Here is an 18,276-nt window from a genome sequence, read left to right on the forward strand (position 1 = left end):
GCTGCGAATGAGTCATTCGCGACGCGGCTTGGCAACCGCAGGCCACGGCAACGTCGCCGCGCGGTGCGGCTCACCAGCTGCGGGCCGCCGCCGGATGTCGCGTATGACTCATTCGGGACGTCCGGCGCTGCGAATGAGTCATTCGCGACGCGGCTTGGCAACCGCAGGCCACGGCAACGTCGCCGCGCGGTGCGGCCCACCAGCCTCGGGTCGCCGCGCGACGCAGCTTGGCCCGGCTGCCGCAGCTCACGGCGGCAAACCACACATTACTGTCGGTGCCGCGCCGTACACTCTCCTCACGACGATCGGGCAGCGTTCCCGGGCGGTTCCGGCATCCGGCGGAATTCCACGGGGGCGTTCGATAGGTTGGTCGCGCACCGACGCGGTGGCCGCCATCGTCGAGTTTGAATGAGGGGTCCTTCGATGAGCACGCTGCAGTTCAAGAAGTCGCCGCGGCTGGCGGCACCGCGGCCACCGGGCGGTGAGGTGCACCTCGAGCCGCCGCCCGAGGTGCCCCGGGTGATCCCCGGGAACATCGTGATGAAGGCGCTTCCGGTCGTCATGATCGTCGCGTCGCTCGGGATGATGGTCTTCATGTTCCAGGCCAGCAACCGGAACCCGATGATGATGGCCATGGGCGGCATGATGGTCGTCGGGACGCTCGGGATGATGGCCGGCGGTGGCGGCAAGGGCGGCGGCGCCAAGCGCGCCGAGATGGACGAGGACCGCAAGGACTACCTGCGCTACCTGGGCCAGATGCGCGACCGCGCCCGCGAGGCGATGGTCGACCAGCGCGCCGCCCTGGAATGGGTGCACCCGGACCCCCAGTCGCTGTGGTCGCTGGCCGCCAGCCGCCGGATGTGGGAACGCCGGCAGAACGACCAGGACTTCCTGCACCTGCGCGTCGGGCGCAGCTCGCACCGGCTCGCCACGCGGCTGGTCCCGCCCCAGACCGGCCCCGTCGACGAGCTGGAGCCGATCGCCACCCTCGCGCTGCGCCGGTTCGTGCGCGCGCACTCGATCGTGCCGGACCTGCCGACCCAGATCACCCTCCGCGGGTTCGCCGCGGTCAGCATGCAGGGCGACCGCGCGCTGACCCGCGGCCTCACCCGCGCCATGCTCGCGCAGCTCGTTTCCTTCCACAGCCCCGACGACGTGCTGATCGCGGTCGCCACCGCGGGCCGCGCGAAGGAGGAGTGGGAGTGGGCGAAGTGGCTGCCGCACGTCCAGCACCCCACGCTGTCCGACGGCATCGGCCAGCTCCGCATGATGGCCGGCTCGCTCGCCCAGATCGAAGACTGGCTCGACGAAGAACTGCGTGACCGCCAGCGCTTCTCCCGCAACGCCACGCCGGCGCCGGACCAGCCGCACGTCGTGATCATCATCGACGACGCCGAGGTCACCCGCGAAGAGCAGATCGTCCTGGAAGAGGGCCTGGTCGGCGTCACGCTGATCGACCTGTCCGACTCCCTCGGCAACCTCGCCGCCCGCCGCGGCCTCCGGCTGGTCGTCGAGCCGGAGAGGCTGGGCGCGCGCAGTGCCGGCGGTGTCGAGTGGTTCGGCCGCCCGGACACCCTCAGCCTGGTCGAGACCGAGTCGCTGGCCCGGCTCATCTCGCCGTACCGCGTCGGCGGTGCCGCGGGCCAGGACGTCGGCGACGAAGAGCCGCTGCTGTCCAACCCGTCGCTGCTGGAGCTGCTCGGCATCCCCGGCGACCCGATGACCTTCGACGTCCAGCAGGCGTGGCGGCCGCGGCCGATCCGCGACCGCTACCGCGTCCCGTTCGGCGTCGGCGAGTACGGCCAGCCGGTCGAGCTGGACATCAAGGAAGCCGCCGCCGAGGGCATGGGCCCGCACGGCCTCTGCATCGGCGCCACCGGTTCCGGCAAGTCGGAGTTCCTCCGCACGCTGGTGCTGGGCCTGCTGGCGACGCACTCCTCGAGCACGCTGAACTTCGTCCTCGTCGACTTCAAGGGTGGTGCGACGTTCCTCGGCCTCGACAAGGCCCCGCACGTCTCCGCGGTCATCACCAACCTCGCGGACGAGGTCACCCTGGTCGACCGCATGAAGGACGCGCTGGCCGGCGAGATGAACCGGCGGCAGGAAGCGCTGAAGAACGGCGGCAACTTCAAGAACGTCTGGGAATACGAGAAGGCGCGCGAAAACGGCGCGGACCTCGACCCGCTGCCCGCCCTCTTCATCGTCTGCGACGAGTTCTCCGAGCTGCTGAGCGCGAAGCCGGACTTCATCGACCTGTTCGTCGCCATCGGCCGGCTGGGCCGGTCGCTGCAGATGCACATGCTGCTCGCCTCGCAGCGCCTCGAAGAAGGCAAGCTGCGCGGTCTCGACTCGCACCTGTCGTACCGGATCGGCCTCAAGACGTTCTCGGCGGCGGAATCCCGCGCCGCGATCGGCGTGCCGGACGCGTTCGAGCTGCCGTCGGTCCCCGGTGGTGGCTACCTCAAGTACGACACCTCGACGCTGGTGCGGTTCAAGGCGTCCTACGTCTCGGGCCCGTACCGGCCGGCCGGCCTCAAGGTGGCCGGCCCGGCGGCGACCGTGGTCCGCGCGGACAAGCGGCCGCAGCTGTTCGTCCCGGACTTCGTCGAGCTGCCGAAGGAGCCGGAGCCGCAGCAGATCGAGGCGCCGGTCCAGCAGCAGCCGCAGTCCGAAGAGGCGGTCGAACCCAGCGAGCTCGACGTCATCGTCTCGCGCCTGGTCGGCCAGGGCCCGCCGGCGCACGAGGTGTGGCTGCCGCCGCTGAAGGACCCGAACTCGCTCGACACGCTGCTGCCCAACCTGAACCCGACCGACGACCGCGGCCTCTCCCCGGTGGGTTACTTCGGCAACGGGCGGCTGCAGGTGCCGCTGGGCATCATCGACCGGCCGTACGAGCAGCGGCGTGACCCGCTGTGGGCGGACTTCTCCGGTGCGGCGGGGCACGGCGTGATCGTCGGCGGCCCGCAGACCGGCAAGTCGACCATGCTGCGGACGCTCATCATGTCGATGGCGCTGACGCACACCCCGGAGGAAGCGCAGTTCTACTGCCTCGACCTCGGTGGTGGCACCCTGGCCGGTCTGGCCGACCTGCCGCACGTCGGCGGGGTCGCGGTGGCCCGGCGCGAGCCGGACAAGGCCCGCCGGATCGTGGCCGAGCTGACCACCCTGCTCACCGAGCGGGAAGGCCGGTTCGGGGCGATGGGCATCGACTCGATGACCGAGTTCCGCAACCGCAAGCGCCGCGGCGAGATCCGGCCGGACCAGGACCCGTTCGGCGACGCGTTCCTGGTCGTCGACAACTGGCGGGCCCTGCGCGACGACTTCGAAGAGCTCGAGACCACGATCACCCGGCTCGCCACCCAGGGTCTGTCGTACGGCGTGCACGTCGTCATCGCCGCCAACCGGTGGGCCGACATCCGCCCGGCGATCAAGGACATGCTGGGCACCCGGTTCGAGCTGCGCCTCGGTGACCCGACCGAGTCGGACATCGACCGGCGCGTCGCGGTGAACATCCCGGCCGGGCGGCCGGGCCGCGGCCTGACCCGCGAGAAGCTGCACATGCTGGGCGGCCTCCCGCGGATCGACGGCTCCAGCGACCCGGAGACGATCGCGGCCGGCGTGGCCGACGCGGTGGCGAAGATCAAGGGCGCCTGGCGCGGCCGCGTCGCCCCGCAGGTCCGCCTGCTGCCGGAGCTGATCACCTACGAAGAGGTGCTCAAGCTCGACTCCGCACGGGACTCGAAGCTGATCCCGATCGGCGTCAACGAAGAGGACCTGCAGCCGATCTACATCGACTTCAACGCCGAGCCGCACTTCTACGCCTTCGCGGACGGCGAGTCGGGCAAGACGAACCTGCTGCGGCAGATCGCCCGGGGCATCTCGGAGCGCTACACCGCCAAGGAAGCGCTCATCCTGCTGGTCGACTACCGGCGCACGATGCTCGGCTTCATCCAGGGCGACTCGCTGCTCGGGTACGCGGTCTCGTCCGCGCAGCTGGAGAGCATGGTCGGCGACGTCTTCAACTCGATGACCCGCCGCCTGCCGGGCCCGGACGTCACGCAGGAGCAGCTGAAGACGCGGTCCTGGTGGAAGGGCCCGGAGCTGTTCATCCTCGTCGACGACTACGACCTGGTGGCCACGTCGACGAACAACCCGCTGCGGAAGATCTCCGACTTCCTGCCGCAGGCCAAGGACGTCGGCCTGCACCTGGTCGTCGTGCGGCGCACCGGTGGCGCGTCGAAGGCGATGTACGACCCGATCATCGGCAAGCTCAAGGAGATCGCGGCCCCGGGCATGGTGATGAACGGCTCGCGCGACGAAGGTGCGCTGGTCGGCAACATCAAGCCGAGCGCGATGCCGCCGGGCCGGGGCAACCTGCTGACCCGGAAGAACGGCAAGCAGCTCATCCAGGTGTCGTGGATCCAGCCCGACTGACGACGGCGGCCGGACGCGCTCCCGGCGGGGTGGGTAGGTTCCTCCCCGGGTGCGCGTCCCGGTGGGGCGCAAGGAAGCCCGAACACGATTGCGGGAGCTGCTGGTGACGGTCCGGGTTGCGGTGGACTTCGGGACATCGAGCACCTGCGTCGTCGCCTCGGTGAACGGGCGCGAGCCGCAGGTCGTGGTGATCGACGGCCAGCCGCTGATGTCCTCGGCCGTGTACGCGGCGGCCGACGGCACGCTGTTCGTCGGCCAGGAGGCCGAGCGGCAGGCCGCGGTCGACCCGTCGCGGTACGAGCCGAACCCGAAGCGGCGGATCGACGAGGGCGAGCTGCTGCTCGGCGAGAACGTCCTGCGGGTGACCGACGTCGTGCACGCCGTGCTGGGGCGCGCGGTGTCCGAAGCGCGCCGCCTGGCCGGGGACGCCGAAGTCGACCTGCTCGTGCTGACCCACCCCGCGGACTGGGGTGCCATCCGCACCCGGCTGCTGCGGCAGGCCGCCGGCGGGCTGGCGCGCGAGGTCGCGCTGGTGCCGGAGCCCGTCGCGGCGGCGGTCTACCACGCGGCGACGTTCGCGCCGCAGGACGTGACCAACGACCGCACCGTCGAGTTCAGCGGGCGCCCCGGCGACGCGCTCGCGGTGCTGGACCTCGGCGGCGGCACGGTCGACGTCAGCGTGGTGCGGCGGCTGCCGGAGACCGCGCGGGACCGGGCCGGCCGTCCGCAGCGCGGCGGTTTCCAGGTGCTCGCCACCCGGGGCGACCCCAGCTTCGGCGGCGCCGACATCGACCAGGCGCTCCTCGAACACGTCGGTTCGCTGGTCTCCGCGGCGGATCCGGACGCCTGGCGCGAGCTCGTCGAAGGCCGTGAGCTGGCCGACCGGCGCCGTCGCCGCGTGCTGCGCCAGGACGTGCGGGGCGCGAAGGAGACGTTGTCGCGGCACGCCTACACCGACGTGCCGATGCCGCCGCCGTTCGCCGACGCGCACGTCACGCGCGAAGACCTCGAACGGCTGATCGCGGCGCCGCTGGGCCGGGCCGTCGAGCTGACGGTCGCCGCGATCGGCGACGCCGGCCTGCGGCCGAAGCAGCTCACGGCGATCTTCCTGGTCGGCGGGTCGAGCCGGATCCCGATGATCTCCCGGCTGGTGCACGAACGCACCGGCGTCGTGCCGACGAGCCTCGACCAGCCGGAGACGGTCGTCGCGCGCGGCGCGCTGCGGGCGGTCCTGGTGGACCCGGACCGCACCGGCGCGCTGCCCGGCGAAGCGATGGCCCGGCTGGGCGCGGTTCCGGGCGCGAACCTCGGCCCGGCGGCGCAGCGCACGGAGGTCGTCCGCCCCGGCGACGTCGCCCCGCGCCCGGGGGACGGAAGCCAGCGCCCGGGTGACGGGGGCCAGCGTCCGGCACCGCCGCGCACCCCGGTCGCCGCGCCGGGCCCGCCCGGGCCGGCCGGGTTCCCGAACCGCGCGGCCCCGCCGTCGCCGCCCCACGGGCAGCCGGTGGCCCGGCCGTGGACGCCGCCCGCCCGGCCGAACCCGCCGGGGCCCGCCACCGGCCCGCGGCCCGCCCCCGAACCGGAGGGGAAGAACCGCCGGAAGCTGTGGGGTGCCGTCGCGGTCGCGGTGGTCGTCGTCGCCGCGCTCGTCGTCGCCGGGTTCTTCGTGTTCAAGGGCTCCGGGAGCCAGGCGGAGAACGGCCGGACGCTTTCGCAGTACGACTTCAGGTTCGTCGCCCCGGAGGACTGGGTCCAGACGGACGACCGGGTCGCCGAGAAGCAGGTCGTGATCCACCCGCAGGAGTCCCGGGACGGCAACGATCTCGTGGTCGCGCAGGAGTACGTCATGGACTACGACGCGACGGCGGACCGGCAGAAGCTCGTCGACGAGCTCCGGCAGCTCGCCGAACGGGCGCCGGAACGCTGGAGCGCGTACAACCCGGACCTGTCCTACGCCGGCAAGACCGTGATCGGCTACCACGAGACCAAGCCGGACCGGCCCGATCTCCAGGTCGACTGGTACGTCGTGGCGAAGGGCCGGATCCGGGTCCACGTCGGCTGCCAGTACGCCACCGCCCCGCTGCGCGAGCGGGTCGCCGCCGCGTGCGCGCAAGCCGTGCGCACGGCGGAAATCCTGAACTGAGAGGAGGGCGCGCGGTGCCGTCCGCGGAATTCGAAAGCGCCGCCGCGTCCTTCAAGCGCCTCGGCCAGGACGCGGTGACGCATTCGCGGCGCGTCGCCGGGAACGCGCTCGCCCGCGGCCGGCGGCAGCACAGCGAGAACGCCGAACTGCTGAAGCAGAGCGGGCGCGGCCCGAAGTCCGGCGACCCGACCCCGGGAACGCTGCGCGCGGCCGCCGAACGGTTCCGCCGCGCGCGGGGGCTCACGGTTCCCGCGGTTCCCGATCCGGTTCCTTCGCGTTCGCAATCTCCCGCGAGAGCCCCTCGATCGGGTGACGACGACGAAGACTTTTCCCAGATGCGAATCATGCAGCGCGATCGGTGAAACCCGGGCCGCCGTTGCTGTGCGCGTGCTAATCCCGCTGGTGGGGAACGCGTTTTCGGGTGATGCGTCACCGGTTCGGTGCGGTCGAGGGATACCCGTGGCGATCGGTTCCCGCGCCGGGCGTTAACGCAAGCAACTACTTCGGGGCAAACCACGACAAGGGGGAACCGGACGTGGCAGTGTCTGCGTCGTAGGGCCGTACGAACGAACAAGCTTGGTACGGACAACCACCACTCTTTATGAAGGGGGTACCGGTATGAGCGCCGGACAGGGATTCCAAGGGACAGTTGCCCAGTTCACCGAGGCCGAGGGACGCGTCACCGAGGTCCGGGCCCAGATGGACCAGAACCTTTCGACGCTGCGCGACCGCATCGAGGCCACCCGCGCCGGCTGGCAGGGCGACGCGCAGAAGGCCTTCGACCACGTGATGATGCGCTTCGACGAGGACGCCCGCGGCATGGCGCAGGCCCTGCAGCGCATCGGTGAGCTGCTCCGCGAGGCCGGCTCCAAGTACGAGCGTTCCGAGCAGCAGCAGCAGGAGATCCTCGGCGCCGTCAACCGCGGCTTCGACGCTCTCGGCTGAGCACCTCCCGAATCCTTTCTCGACCACCCGACATCTTCAGCTCAAAAGGAGTAAGCCATGCCTGATGGCGCCGGCATTGTCGTCAATTACGCCACCATCCGCGCTGCCGCGGACGACTGCACGCAGACGGGCGGCGAGCTGCAGTCCGCGTTCGACCGCCTCAAGGACGACCTGCGTCCGCTGACCACCACCTGGACCGGTTCCGCGAAGGAGCAGTACGACGCTGCCCAGCGCACCTGGGACCAGAAGTTCGAGGACCTGAAGCAGGTTCTGGCGCAGATCGCCGCCGCCCTGCCGCAGATCGCCGACGGCTACCAGCAGACCGACAGCGCCGTCGAAGGCCTGTTCTGAGCCGGTAGCCCCGGAAACCACGGCGGGCCCGCACTCCGGTGCGGGGCCCGCCGTTTTCTGTTGTGCGGCAATGCAAACTCAGTGGGGAGCGCCGACCTCGTACTCGGGCCGGTCGTTGAGCACCCGCACCGTCACCTTCTTCGGCTGCCCGCCGATGGTCACCGTGCAGTCGAACGTCGTGCCGTTCCGCGCCGCTTCGTTCGCCGGGCACTGCGCGTCCTTCACGTCCGGCTCGCCGTAGTTCTCGTTCAGGACCTTGACCACACCGTCCTGAAGGGACTGTTGCTCCAGCACGTCCCCGCGGAACGCGCCCAGCAGCCACGCCGCACCGCCGCCGACCGCGAGCACCAGGACCGCGGCGACCGCGATCAGCACCGGCTTCTTCGACTTCGGCTTCTTCGCCGGCTCGGCCGGGAACGCGCCCAGACCGCCGTACTGCGCCGGCTGGAACCCGCCGCCGTACTGCGGCTGCCCGTGGCCCGGCGTCGGCGCCGGCTGGGACGGCGTCGGCTGGGACGGCGGCTGCCACGGGCCGCTCGGCGGACCCGGCTGCCACGGCCCGGAGAACGAGCCCGACGGCTGCCCCGGGTGCCACGCACCGGTGTAGGCGCCCGAAGCACCGGGGTCGGCGTTCTGCTGCCACTGCCCGGCGTGCGGACCGGTCGCCTGCTGCTCGGGCTGCCACGCGCCGGGCTGCGGGGCGGCGCCGGAAGCCGGCGGCTGCCACCACTGCGGCTGCTGCGGGCCGGGCGGCTGGGACGGTGGGGTCATCGGGAATCACCTCGGGTCGTGGTCACGCCTCAGCTGCCCTGCGCTTCGCCGAGCCGGCGGTAGAAGTCGTCCATCGCCGCCCGGTCGGGCAGCACCGTGATCTGGCTCGCGTCCGGCAGCTTCGGCATGTCCTGCTGGCTCGCCTTGCCGGTGAACCGGAACTCGTACTTGAGCTCGAGCTGGTGGCCGTCGCCGGAGAACTTGGCCTCCATCACGAAGGAGACCAGGCTGCCGTCGGGGTTCAGCGTGATCGTCGCCGGGACCGCGGCCTTCTTCAGCTCCGGCCCGATCTTGTCCGTCAGGCTCGGCGGCAGGATCTCGACCTTGTTCTTGACGAAGATCTCGAACGGCACGTTGACGGTCAGCGCGGTCTTGCCGTCGCCCAGGCTCTTCGCCCCGCGGACCGCCCGCTTGTCGGCCTGGTAGGCCTGCACGGTCGAATCCGCCATCCGGCACGGCGTCAGCACCCCGCCCCAGACGCACGGGAGGACCAGGCCGCCCTCCGGCTTCGGCATCGACACCCACGCCGTCGGCGAGACGCCCTTCTGCACGTACATCGGGCCGAGGTAGGTGTACTCGACCGTGCCGTCCGCGGGCGTGTACGTGTCGATGATCTCGTCCGGGTTCTTCTGCGACCGGTGCCGCACCGCCCGGCTCTCCGGGCTGCCGGTGCGCGCCGACGTCACCGTGCTGTGGATCCACTTGTCGTCGAACTTGAAGTAGGCGTCCAGCGAGTTGGTGACGTCGCGCGAGTCGGTGATGGTGTCGCCGAGCTTGCCGATGACCTGCTCGAACTTGGCGCCGACGTAGTCCGCCGCGTCGTCGCCCTTCGGCAGCGCCGTGCCCGCCTTCGCCGTGCCGCAGGCGCTGGCCAGGGCCAGCAGGGCACCCAGGACGAAGATCGCCGTCGGTCGTTTGCTCATGCCGTCCCCTGCTCAGCCGTGTCGCCCGGATGGCCCCATCCTCGCGTGTCGCGGTGGCGCGTGCAGGCGCTTCGGCGGGAAAAATCCGGTAGGGTCCCCGCTGCGCCCGGGCCGCTCGGAGCCTAATATGGGCGCTTCCACCACCCCCGATGCGCGGGTGCGGTGACCGTGGGGGTATCTTCATATGTCGTTGTGCGCTGCGGCGCGTAAGCGCTAGGCCCGCACAGAACCCACACGCAATGTTGACGACGAGGTAGACCCTTGCCCACGTACAGCCCCAAGCCCGGCGACGTCACTCGTGCCTGGCACGTGATCGACGCCGAGGATGTCGTGCTCGGACGGCTGGCGACCGAGGTCGCCACGCTGCTGCGCGGCAAGCACAAGCCGACCTACGCCCCGCACGTGGACACCGGTGACTTCGTCATCATCGTCAACGCCGAGAAGGTCGCGCTCACCGGTAACAAGCGCGAGCAGAAGTTCGCGTACCGGCACAGCGGTTACCCGGGCGGTCTGCGGAAGCGCTCGTTCGGCGAGCTGCTGGACACCAAGCCCGAGCACCTTGTCGAGAAGGTCGTCAAGGGCATGCTGCCGAAGAACAAGCTCGGCCGCGCCCAGGCGAAGAAGCTGAAGGTGTACGCCGGCCCGCAGCACCCGCACGCCGCGCAGCAGCCGCAGGCGCGCGAGATCACCAAGATCGCGCAGGTCGCGCAGTGAGTGAGGAACAGTCTGTGACCAGCACCGAGACCGAGGCCCCCGAGGTCGTCGAGACCACCGAGGCGACCGAGACCGGCGCCGTCGCGACCAGCGAGACCCCCGCCGCGCCGCGCCCGTCGCGCGCCGCCGGCGGCAACGCCCAGACCGTCGGCCGCCGCAAGGAAGCCGTCGTCCGCGTGCGGGTCGTCCCGGGCACCGGTGAGTTCAAGCTCAACGGCCGCACCCTCGAGGAGTACTTCCCGAACAAGGTGCACCAGCAGCTCATCAAGGAGCCGCTGGTCACGGTCGAGAAGCCGGACTCGTTCGACATCTTCGCCAACCTCAAGGGCGGCGGCGTCTCCGGTCAGGCCGGCGCGCTGCGCCTGGCGATCGCCCGCGCGCTCGTCGAGGTCGACGCCGACGACCGCCCGGCCCTCAAGAAGGCCGGCTTCCTGACCCGTGACGCGCGCGCCACGGAGCGGAAGAAGTACGGCCTCAAGAAGGCCCGCAAGGCCCCGCAGTACAGCAAGCGCTGATCGCGCCCCTGGCGCAACCCACCGGAGCGCCCATCCGTCCATCGGATGGGCGCTCCGGCGTTTTCCGGGTATTCATCTGTGTCGTTTCCGCTGTTCGGAGCGACATCCAGGGGTGGGGGACCGCGGTCCGCCCACGTCGCTAGGTTGTCGTGGTGTTCCCACAAGGAGGTCGATCGATGGCACGCCTGTTCGGTACCGACGGGGTCCGTGGCCTGGCCAACGCCGAGCTGACGCCGGAGCTGGCCATGGCGCTGGCGGCCAGCGCCGCCCGGGTGCTCGCCGCGCACGACCGCTCGCACCGGCCGGTCGCGGTCGTCGGCCGTGACCCGCGCGCCAGCGGCGAGATGCTGGAGGCCGCGGTCGTGGCGGGCCTCACGTCCGCCGGGGCCGACGTGCGCCGCGTCGGGGTGCTGCCCACGCCGGCCGTCGCCTACCTGGTCGGCGCGCTCGAAGCCGACCTCGGCGTGATGATCTCCGCGTCGCACAACCCGATGCCCGACAACGGCATCAAGCTCTTCGCCGCGGGCGGGCACAAGCTTCCCGACGGCATCGAGGACGAGATCGAGGCCGGCCTCTCCGCCGACGCGGTCCGCCCGACCGGCGCCGGTGTGGGCCGCGTCACCGACGTCGAGGACGCCCTCGACCGCTACGCCGCCCACTTGGTCGACGCGACGCCGCACCCGCTCGCCGGGCTGAAGGTCGTCGTCGACTGCGCGAACGGCGCGTCGTCGGCGGCCGCGCCCGAGATCTACCGCCGGGCGGGCGCCGAGGTCGTTGCGCTGTTCGCCGAGCCGGACGGCGTCAACATCAACGAGCACTGCGGCTCCAACCACCCGGAGAAGCTGCGCAAGGCCGTCGTCGAGCACGGCGCCGACCTCGGCATCGCCCACGACGGCGACGCCGACCGCTGCGTGGCCGTCGACTCCGCCGGCGAGCTGGTGGACGGCGACCAGATCATGGCGGTCCTGGCGCTGGCGCTGGCCGAGGCGGGCGAGCTGACCAAGGACACGCTGGTCGCGACCGTGATGAGCAACCTCGGCCTGCACCTGGCCATGAAGGCCCACAGCATCAACGTCGTGACGACCGCGGTCGGCGACCGGTACGTCCTCGAGGAGCTGCGCGCGAGCGGCTTCGCGCTCGGCGGCGAGCAGTCCGGCCACGTCGTGCTCCCGGCCCACGCCACCACCGGCGACGGCCTGCTGACCGCGCTGCGCCTGATGAGCCGGATGGCCGAGACGGGCAAGTCCCTGGCCGACCTGGCCGCGGTGATGAACCGGCTGCCGCAGGTGCTGGTCAACGTCCCGGTGGCCGACAAGGCTGCGGTCGCCGACTCTTCCGAGGTCCGCACGGCCGTCGGCGAGGTCGAGGCTGAACTGGGCGAGGAGGGCCGGGTGCTGCTGCGCCCGTCCGGCACCGAGCAGCTGGTCCGCGTGATGGTCGAGGCCCCGGCGGTCGCCACCGCCCAGGCCGCGGCCGACCGCCTGGCCGGCATCGTCTCAGCCGTTTCCTGAACCGAGGGTGACCACGGCCTCCGCGAGGCCGTGGAACACCGGGTGGGTCTTCCAGCGCACTTCGCCCACCCGGCAGCCGCCGCCGAGGTGCTTCGCCAGTGCGGTGAGCGCGATCTCGCCTTCGGCCACCGCCATCCCGGACCCCGGGCACGCGTGGCGGCCCAGGCCGAACGGCAGGCCGTCGGTCAGCGCGATCGCCACCGGGCCGTCCGGGCCGAAGCGCAGGACGTACCGGGCCGGGCAGATCTCCGTCACCAGCTCCCGCACGGTCCGCGGGCCCGAAGCCGCGAGTTCGAGCCCGGCGCAGGCCAGGAAGTTCAGCGAGTTCTCGTAGGCCGCGTGCGCCAGCACCACGGCGTTGATCGTCAGCTCGTCCTCGTCGAGCCGGCCGGCCGCGCGGGCCTCCCGCAACGCCGTCAGCCCGCCCGGCCCGGCCGCCGTCCGGCTCAGCTGCACGGCCAGCCGGAACGCCGACGCCTGCCCGGCCCGGTCGACGCCGCCGAAGACGTCCAGGTTCGCTGTCGTCGCCTCCAGGTGGTCCAGGAAGACGTCGTCCAGCTCGACCCCGAGCACCGCCGACGTCACCCGCCCCGCCACCGGCCGCGCGAAGTCGCGCACCAGGTCGAACGACGGCCCCAGCCCGGCCACCACGGTCTCGATCGACGTGCGCAGCGAAGCCGGGAACGGCTCCAGGCCGGCGATGATCTCCCGCAGCACCGCGCGCACGCGGGTGTGTTCTTCGCCGTCCCGCAGCAGCACGCTGGGGGAGCCGCCGCCGGGATCCGACGTCAGTTCGGGCGACCGCAGGGCCCGGGCGCACGCGTCGCGGCCGGAGACCACCGCGATGCCGTGCCGTTCGAACTCGTCCATCGCTTCGACACGGTAGGGCAGGATGGGCCCGTGCCGCCCGCAGAAGTCCCGGATGACGTCCTCGCCACGCCGTTCACAGACCACCTGCTCCGCAACGCCGGCGAAGACCGCCCCGCGTTCACCTGCCGCACCTTCCCCGGACCGGCCGACCACACGCTGACCTGGCCGCAGCTGCTCGCCCGCGTCCGCGGGGTCGCCCGCGAGCTGCGGCGCCGCACCCGGCCGGGCGACCGGGTGGCGATCGTCGCGCGGCAGGACCTCGGCTACGTCACGGGGTTCCTCGGGACGCTCTACGCGGGGCGGATCGCGGTGCCGTTGTCGGTCCCGACCGGCCGCACCGGCCGCGCGCGGATCGACTCGGCCTTCGCCGACGCCTCCCCGGCGGTGTGCCTCACGTCGAAGGACCTGGCCGGCCAGATCCCGCCCACCACCGTGCTGGTCCTCGACGACATCCAGCCCGACGAGACCGAGCCGCCCGCCGCGGTGGCGATGACCGATCCGGCGTACCTGCAGTACACGTCCGGCTCGACGCGCCGTCCGGCCGGCGCGGTGATCTCGCACCGGGCGCTGGTGGCCGCCTGCTGGCAGACCACGCGGTGCTACCGCGCCGACGCGTCCACCCCGCTGGCCGGCTGGGTGCCGTTCTTCCACGACATGGGCCTGGTCCTGCTCATCGGCACGCCCGTCTTCCTCGGCTCGCGGTCTGTCTTCTTCACGCCGATGGAGTTCGTGCGCGACCCGCTGCGCTGGGTCCGGCTGCTGGCCGAGCTCCCGGGCGTCGTCACGGCCGCGCCGAACTTCGCCTTCGACCTGGCGGCCGAAGCGGCGGGGGAGCTCGAAGCCGTCGACCTCTCGCGGGTGAACTCGCTGCTCAACGGCAGCGAGCCGGTCCGCCCCGCCACCGTCGAGGCCTTCGAGCGGGCCTTCGCCCCCTTCGGGCTGCCGCGGGCCGCGCACAAGCCGTGTTACGGGCTGGCCGAGGCGACGGTGTTCGTCACGAGCGCGGGCGACGAGGGGCCGACGATCACGGCGTTCGACGGCGAGCCGCGCGTGTCGGTGGGGCGGCCGTACGGCCAGCGGATCCGCATTGTCGACAAAGAGATCCAGGTGTCCGGGCCGAACGTCGCCGACCGCTACTGGGGCCGGGACGACGTGCTCGCCCCGGACGGCTGGCTGCGCACCGGCGACCTCGGCTTCGTCCACGACGGTGAGCTGTACGTCACCGGGCGGCTGAAGGACCTGATCATCGTCGACGGCCGCAACCACCACCCGCAGGACATCGAGGCTACCGTCGAGGCCGCGCACCCGGGTGTCCGGCGGGTCGCCGCGTTCGCCGTGCGGGACGGCCACGGCGAAGGCGTCGCGGTCGTGGCCGGGTGCGTCACCCGGGACGAGTCGGTCGAGACGGCCGTGCGGCGGGCCGTGTCCGCGGCTCACGACCTCCCGCTGCGGGCCCTGTGGCTGGTGCGGCCGGGCGAGGTGCCGCGGACCTCCAGCGGCAAGGTGTCCCGCGCCGCGGCCCGCGAACGCTGGTGGGGTGAGAATGGGCGCCATGAGTGACCCGGGGGCCTACGTCGACGAGATCCGGCGGATCGTCGGCTTCGCGCTGGAGATCCCGCCCGAGCGGCTCAGCGACACCACGCCGTTCGACGACCTCGGCCTGACGTCCCGGCAGCGGATCCAGCTGCTGTCCCGGGTCGAGGTGACCTACGGCGTCTCGGTCGACATCGACGAGCTCGACCGGCTGGTCGACATCCGCGGCGTCGCCGAGGTGATCTCCGAGGCGGTCGCCGCGCAGCGCGCCGGCGGGTGAGTCCCGGGCGGGTGCACTTCGCGGAAGCGCAGGTCCGGCGTCCGGGCGGACGCTAGACTCTGTGTGCATCTGCGACGGCACCGAACGGTGTCCGGGCGCGTCACAGTCCCGGAACGTCAGCGCGGAGTGCGGGATCGAAGGGGGCAGCGACCATGCCGAACGGCTACGAAGCGAGTTCGGAGGCGATGACGCGGGCGCAGATCCGCCTGGCGGACGTCGCCGACGACCCGGCCAACGAAGCGAAGAAGGTCGCGCCGACCGAAATCATCGCGGGGGACTTCGGTCGCGTGCACCAGGAGAGTTTCGGCAAGTACAAGGCCGGGATGGACGAGATCGGCGCGGGCATGACCGGGCTGTCGAACGCCCTGCTCAACCTGGGCAGCGGGATCGGGTCGGCCGGCGCCAAGTACACCGCGCAGGAAGCGAACGCCGGCGCGACGGCGAACCAGGCCGGGGGTAACCGCTGATGGCCGAATGGGCTGAGATCAAGAAGGTCCTCGACGACCCGAACGTCTCGATGGAAGCCAAGTCCAAGCTGATGGAGGAGTACAGCGAGGACACGGTCAACTTCAACGAAGAAGAAGAGGCGTACGCCGCCAAGTACATCGAGAACTACACCGACAGCGTCAGCTTCAACGACGACTGGCTGCCGGGTTCGTCGTCCGACGTCGACGAAGCGCTGAAGGAAGCGCAGCAGGAAGCGGCGGCGAAGAAGCAGGAACACGAGCGCGACACCGCCGCGCGGGACCAGGCGAAGAAGAACCTCGACGGCATCGGCACGCCGACGCTGGGGGCCGGCGCGAAGAGTTCCGACGAGCAGCTCGACCAGGGCAACGTCGCCGTCGACATGCTGGCGAAGTGGACCGACGAGGTCTGGAACCAGATCAAGGGCGACAACCCGAAGAAGGATTCCCAGAAGGAGCTCAAGGACAAGTTCCACGAGAACCGCGGGATCCAGTACCAGAAGTTCCTCGGCGACGCCGACGACCTGAGCAAGGCGCACAAGGTCGTCGAGGACGCGCTGACGAAGAGCGACACCGAGCTCCAGACCCTCTTCGACGCGTGGAAGGGCAAGGGCGCCAACGCGGCGGAGATCAAGTACGACGAGACGATCAAGCCGCACGCCAAGGAGCTGTCGGCGCAGATCGACGGCGCGGCGAAGCTGATCCCGCAGACCGTCACGCACGTCTTCGACGCCGTCAAGAAGAAGGTCGACGAGGTCCTGCAGCTGCACCGCCCGGTGATCGCCGAGGCCGACATCCCGATGGCCAAGGACGTCCTCAAGGTCGCCAACGGCGAGACCGAGGAATTCGACGACTTCATGAAGGTCGCCGGCTGGATCGACGCCGTGAACGCCAAGCACGGCAACAATTCGAACCTCGCCGAGCGCCTGCAGAACGACGACGGCTGCTTCAACGACGAGAACATCACTTACGGCCGGAACGTCTGCCGCTACTGGCGTGACGGGGCCTTCTCGAGCGAGTACCGGAGCCTGATCGCCGCGTTCGACGGGTCCTGCAAGGCCGCCAAGGACACGATCGACCAGCAGTTCGGCGCGCTGGCGCGGTACATGGACGGCTACCGCAACCAGCTCACCGAGGCCAAGAACGAAGGCGGCGGCGACCAGACCGGGAACACCGGCAACACGGGGAACACCGGGAATAGCGGCAACACGGGCACTGGGAGCACCGGCAGCACGGGGAGCACCGGCACCGGGAGCACGGGCAGCACCGGCAGCGGCTCCACGACGCCGTCGGCGGCCGAGCCCCCGAAGGCCGAGGAACCCGCGAAGCCCGACGAGGGCAAGAACCCGATCACCGGCAAGCCTTTGGAGGTCGACCCGTCGACCGGCGAGCCGTACCCGATCGACCCGAAGACCGGCGAAGCCATCAAGGACTCCGGCGACACGGACACGGTGTCGGTCAAGAAGGGCGACAACACGATCACGATGTCCGAGCCCGACAAGGAGGGCAAGCAGGACATCTCCGTGGACGACGGCCAGGGCCACAAGAAGGACTACCACCTCGACTGGGGTGACGACGACAAGGCCAAGGACGGTGCGGGCAAGGACGCCGCCGCCGACGGGGACAAGGCGTCCTTCGGGCCGCAGGGCAGCCAGCAGGCGGTCAAGGAAGGGCAGCCCTCGGCCGACGGCTCCTACAAGCCGGGCCCGGACGGCAAGATCCACATCCAGGACGGCAACCTCAAGATCACCGCGGAGCGGCCCGAGGGCCCGGACGGCCCGACGATCGTGACGGTCGACGACGGCAAGGGCGAGCCGACCACCTACACCCTGGACGAGAAGGACGACCCCAAGGCCGGGGACCTCAAGGCGGACGGCCTCAAGGCGGACGTCAAGCCGGTGGCCGTCGGCGCGGACATCCCGCACGACGCGAACGCCGAGTCCCTGCTGACGAAGGACCCCGCGCCGCCGAACCCCGACCCGGGTTTCACCCGCAGCGAGGGGGCCGGCGGGTTCACCGCGCCCGGCGGCTTCGAGGGCGACCTCGGGGGCGGGGGCAGCGTCGGGGCCGAGCCCGCGGTGGCGACCGCCGACGCGGGTGCCGGCGCCGGTGCCGGTTCCGCCGCGGACGCGACCACGACGGCCGGCGCGAGCAACTTCGGCTCGGCCGTCACCGGTGGCGGGTCGCCGGACTTCGCCGGGGCCGTCTCGCTCGACCCGGGCGCCCAGACGGGCAGCGACGCCTCGCTCCCGATGTCCGACGGCGGCGGCGGGCTCGGCGCGACCCCGGTCGACGCCGGCCTGCACCAGGCGGCCGCGAGCTCGTCGGGCATGAGCGGCATGTCCGGCATGGGCGGCATGGGGATGATGGGCGGCATGGGCGGCGCGCCGGGCGGTGGCGGCGGCGACCAGCAGCGCGGGCCGAGCCAGTACCGCATCGAGGGCGGCGTGTTCGAGACCAGCGGCGCGAAGGGCCGGATCAGCGGCTCGCTCGACGACGAGGGTGACCGTTCGATCCGGTACGACCGGTGACGAGGGCCGAGGAGTCTCAATGACTGTGTCAAGCAGCGGTTGCGGCCGTGACCGGTGGTGAGGGGTGAAACTCGCGGCCGTCGCGCAGCAGGGCCCAGATGACGTCGACCAGGCGGCGGGCCAGGGCGATGAGGGCTTGGGTGTGCCGCTTCCCCTCGCGGCGTTTGCGCTGGTAGAAGGTTTGGGATGGGCTGTTGGGGCGTTTGATCGCCGACAGGGCGGCCAGGTAGAACACCCGCCGCAGACCGCGGTGATAGCGCTGCGGGCGGTGCAGGTTGCCGCGCACCCGTC

15 protein-coding genes and 1 pseudogene are annotated in these 18,276 nt (G+C 71.5%); 12 read left to right on the top strand and 4 right to left on the bottom strand.

Annotation, left to right across the window (positions count from 1 at the left end; translation table 11 throughout):
- The first annotated feature begins 423 nt into the window (after positions 1 to 423).
- The 5 genes from eccCa to ACWDN5_RS40385 all read left to right on the top strand — a co-directional run bounded on the left by eccCa (position 424) and on the right by ACWDN5_RS40385 (position 7,873).
- Positions 424 to 4,434 (top strand): type VII secretion protein EccCa, encoded by a 4,011-nt coding sequence (gene eccCa / locus ACWDN5_RS40365; RefSeq protein ID WP_310967655.1) that lies wholly within the window; start codon positions 424 to 426, stop codon positions 4,432 to 4,434.
- A 103-nt stretch (positions 4,435 to 4,537) separates the two neighbouring features.
- A complete protein-coding gene (locus tag ACWDN5_RS40370) occupies positions 4,538 to 6,577 on the top strand; it encodes a type VII secretion-associated protein (protein ID WP_449679994.1) in 2,040 nt (679 codons plus the stop codon).
- 14 nt (positions 6,578 to 6,591) lie between these two features.
- Positions 6,592 to 6,939 carry a hypothetical protein gene (locus tag ACWDN5_RS40375; protein WP_449679989.1) on the top strand — a complete coding sequence of 116 codons (348 nt, stop codon included), beginning with the start codon at positions 6,592 to 6,594 and terminating at the stop codon, positions 6,937 to 6,939.
- A gap of 256 nt (positions 6,940 to 7,195) precedes the next feature.
- Positions 7,196 to 7,522, top strand: a complete 327-nt coding sequence (locus ACWDN5_RS40380; protein ID WP_310967652.1) for a WXG100 family type VII secretion target — start codon at positions 7,196 to 7,198, stop codon at positions 7,520 to 7,522.
- 57 nt (positions 7,523 to 7,579) lie between these two features.
- Positions 7,580 to 7,873 carry a WXG100 family type VII secretion target gene (locus ACWDN5_RS40385; protein ID WP_449658708.1) on the top strand — a complete coding sequence of 98 codons (294 nt, stop codon included), beginning with the start codon at positions 7,580 to 7,582 and terminating at the stop codon, positions 7,871 to 7,873.
- 78 nt (positions 7,874 to 7,951) lie between these two features.
- Here ACWDN5_RS40385 and ACWDN5_RS40390 read toward each other — a convergent pair whose 3' ends face one another.
- Positions 7,952 to 8,644, bottom strand: a complete 693-nt coding sequence (locus ACWDN5_RS40390; protein ID WP_449679990.1) for a DUF4333 domain-containing protein — start codon at positions 8,642 to 8,644, stop codon at positions 7,952 to 7,954.
- Between the two features lie 29 nt (positions 8,645 to 8,673).
- Complete coding sequence (locus tag ACWDN5_RS40395; protein WP_310967649.1) at positions 8,674 to 9,567, bottom strand: hypothetical protein; 894 nt, start codon at positions 9,565 to 9,567, stop codon at positions 8,674 to 8,676.
- A gap of 261 nt (positions 9,568 to 9,828) precedes the next feature.
- Here ACWDN5_RS40395 and rplM point away from each other — a divergent pair, with 261 nt between their 5' ends.
- The 3 genes from rplM (at position 9,829) to glmM (ending at position 12,307) form a co-directional block, all read left to right on the top strand.
- Positions 9,829 to 10,281, top strand: coding sequence for a 50S ribosomal protein L13 (gene rplM / locus ACWDN5_RS40400; RefSeq protein WP_004560141.1), 453 nt, complete (start codon positions 9,829 to 9,831; stop codon positions 10,279 to 10,281).
- A 14-nt stretch (positions 10,282 to 10,295) separates the two neighbouring features.
- Complete coding sequence (rpsI, locus tag ACWDN5_RS40405; protein ID WP_310967646.1) at positions 10,296 to 10,796, top strand: 30S ribosomal protein S9; 501 nt, start codon at positions 10,296 to 10,298, stop codon at positions 10,794 to 10,796.
- Between the two features lie 176 nt (positions 10,797 to 10,972).
- Positions 10,973 to 12,307 carry a phosphoglucosamine mutase gene (gene glmM / locus ACWDN5_RS40410; protein WP_310967645.1) on the top strand — a complete coding sequence of 445 codons (1,335 nt, stop codon included), beginning with the start codon at positions 10,973 to 10,975 and terminating at the stop codon, positions 12,305 to 12,307.
- Here glmM and ACWDN5_RS40415 read toward each other — a convergent pair.
- A complete protein-coding gene (locus tag ACWDN5_RS40415) occupies positions 12,293 to 13,177 on the bottom strand; it encodes a cytochrome P450 (protein ID WP_449679991.1) in 885 nt (294 codons plus the stop codon). The two genes, glmM and ACWDN5_RS40415, sit on opposite strands and share 15 nt — an antisense overlap.
- Before the next feature lie 30 nt (positions 13,178 to 13,207).
- On the opposite strand from ACWDN5_RS40415, the gene ACWDN5_RS40420 reads away from it, so the two are divergent.
- The 4 genes from ACWDN5_RS40420 (at position 13,208) to ACWDN5_RS40435 (ending at position 17,985) form a co-directional block, all read left to right on the top strand.
- The gene (locus ACWDN5_RS40420) at positions 13,208 to 14,737 is read left to right on the top strand and encodes a fatty acyl-AMP ligase (protein WP_449679992.1); all 1,530 of its coding nucleotides are present in this window, start codon (positions 13,208 to 13,210) and stop codon (positions 14,735 to 14,737) included.
- The gene (locus tag ACWDN5_RS40425; protein ID WP_310967641.1) at positions 14,730 to 14,990 is read left to right on the top strand and encodes an acyl carrier protein; all 261 of its coding nucleotides are present in this window, start codon (positions 14,730 to 14,732) and stop codon (positions 14,988 to 14,990) included. The genes ACWDN5_RS40420 and ACWDN5_RS40425 overlap by 8 nt, the downstream gene beginning before the upstream one ends.
- A 152-nt stretch (positions 14,991 to 15,142) precedes the next feature.
- Positions 15,143 to 15,457: a hypothetical protein gene (locus ACWDN5_RS40430; protein ID WP_310967640.1), complete on the top strand. Its 315-nt coding sequence runs from the start codon at positions 15,143 to 15,145 to the stop codon at positions 15,455 to 15,457.
- A complete protein-coding gene (locus ACWDN5_RS40435; protein WP_449679993.1) occupies positions 15,457 to 17,985 on the top strand; it encodes a WXG100 family type VII secretion target in 2,529 nt (842 codons plus the stop codon). Before ACWDN5_RS40430 ends, ACWDN5_RS40435 begins: the two co-directional genes overlap by 1 nt.
- A 28-nt stretch (positions 17,986 to 18,013) precedes the next feature.
- Here the strand turns inward: ACWDN5_RS40435 and ACWDN5_RS40440 are convergent.
- Positions 18,014 to 18,276: pseudogene (locus ACWDN5_RS40440) on the bottom strand (IS110 family transposase); the annotation flags it as partial.

It is taken from the genome of Amycolatopsis sp. NPDC003731 (genome assembly GCF_053586895.1).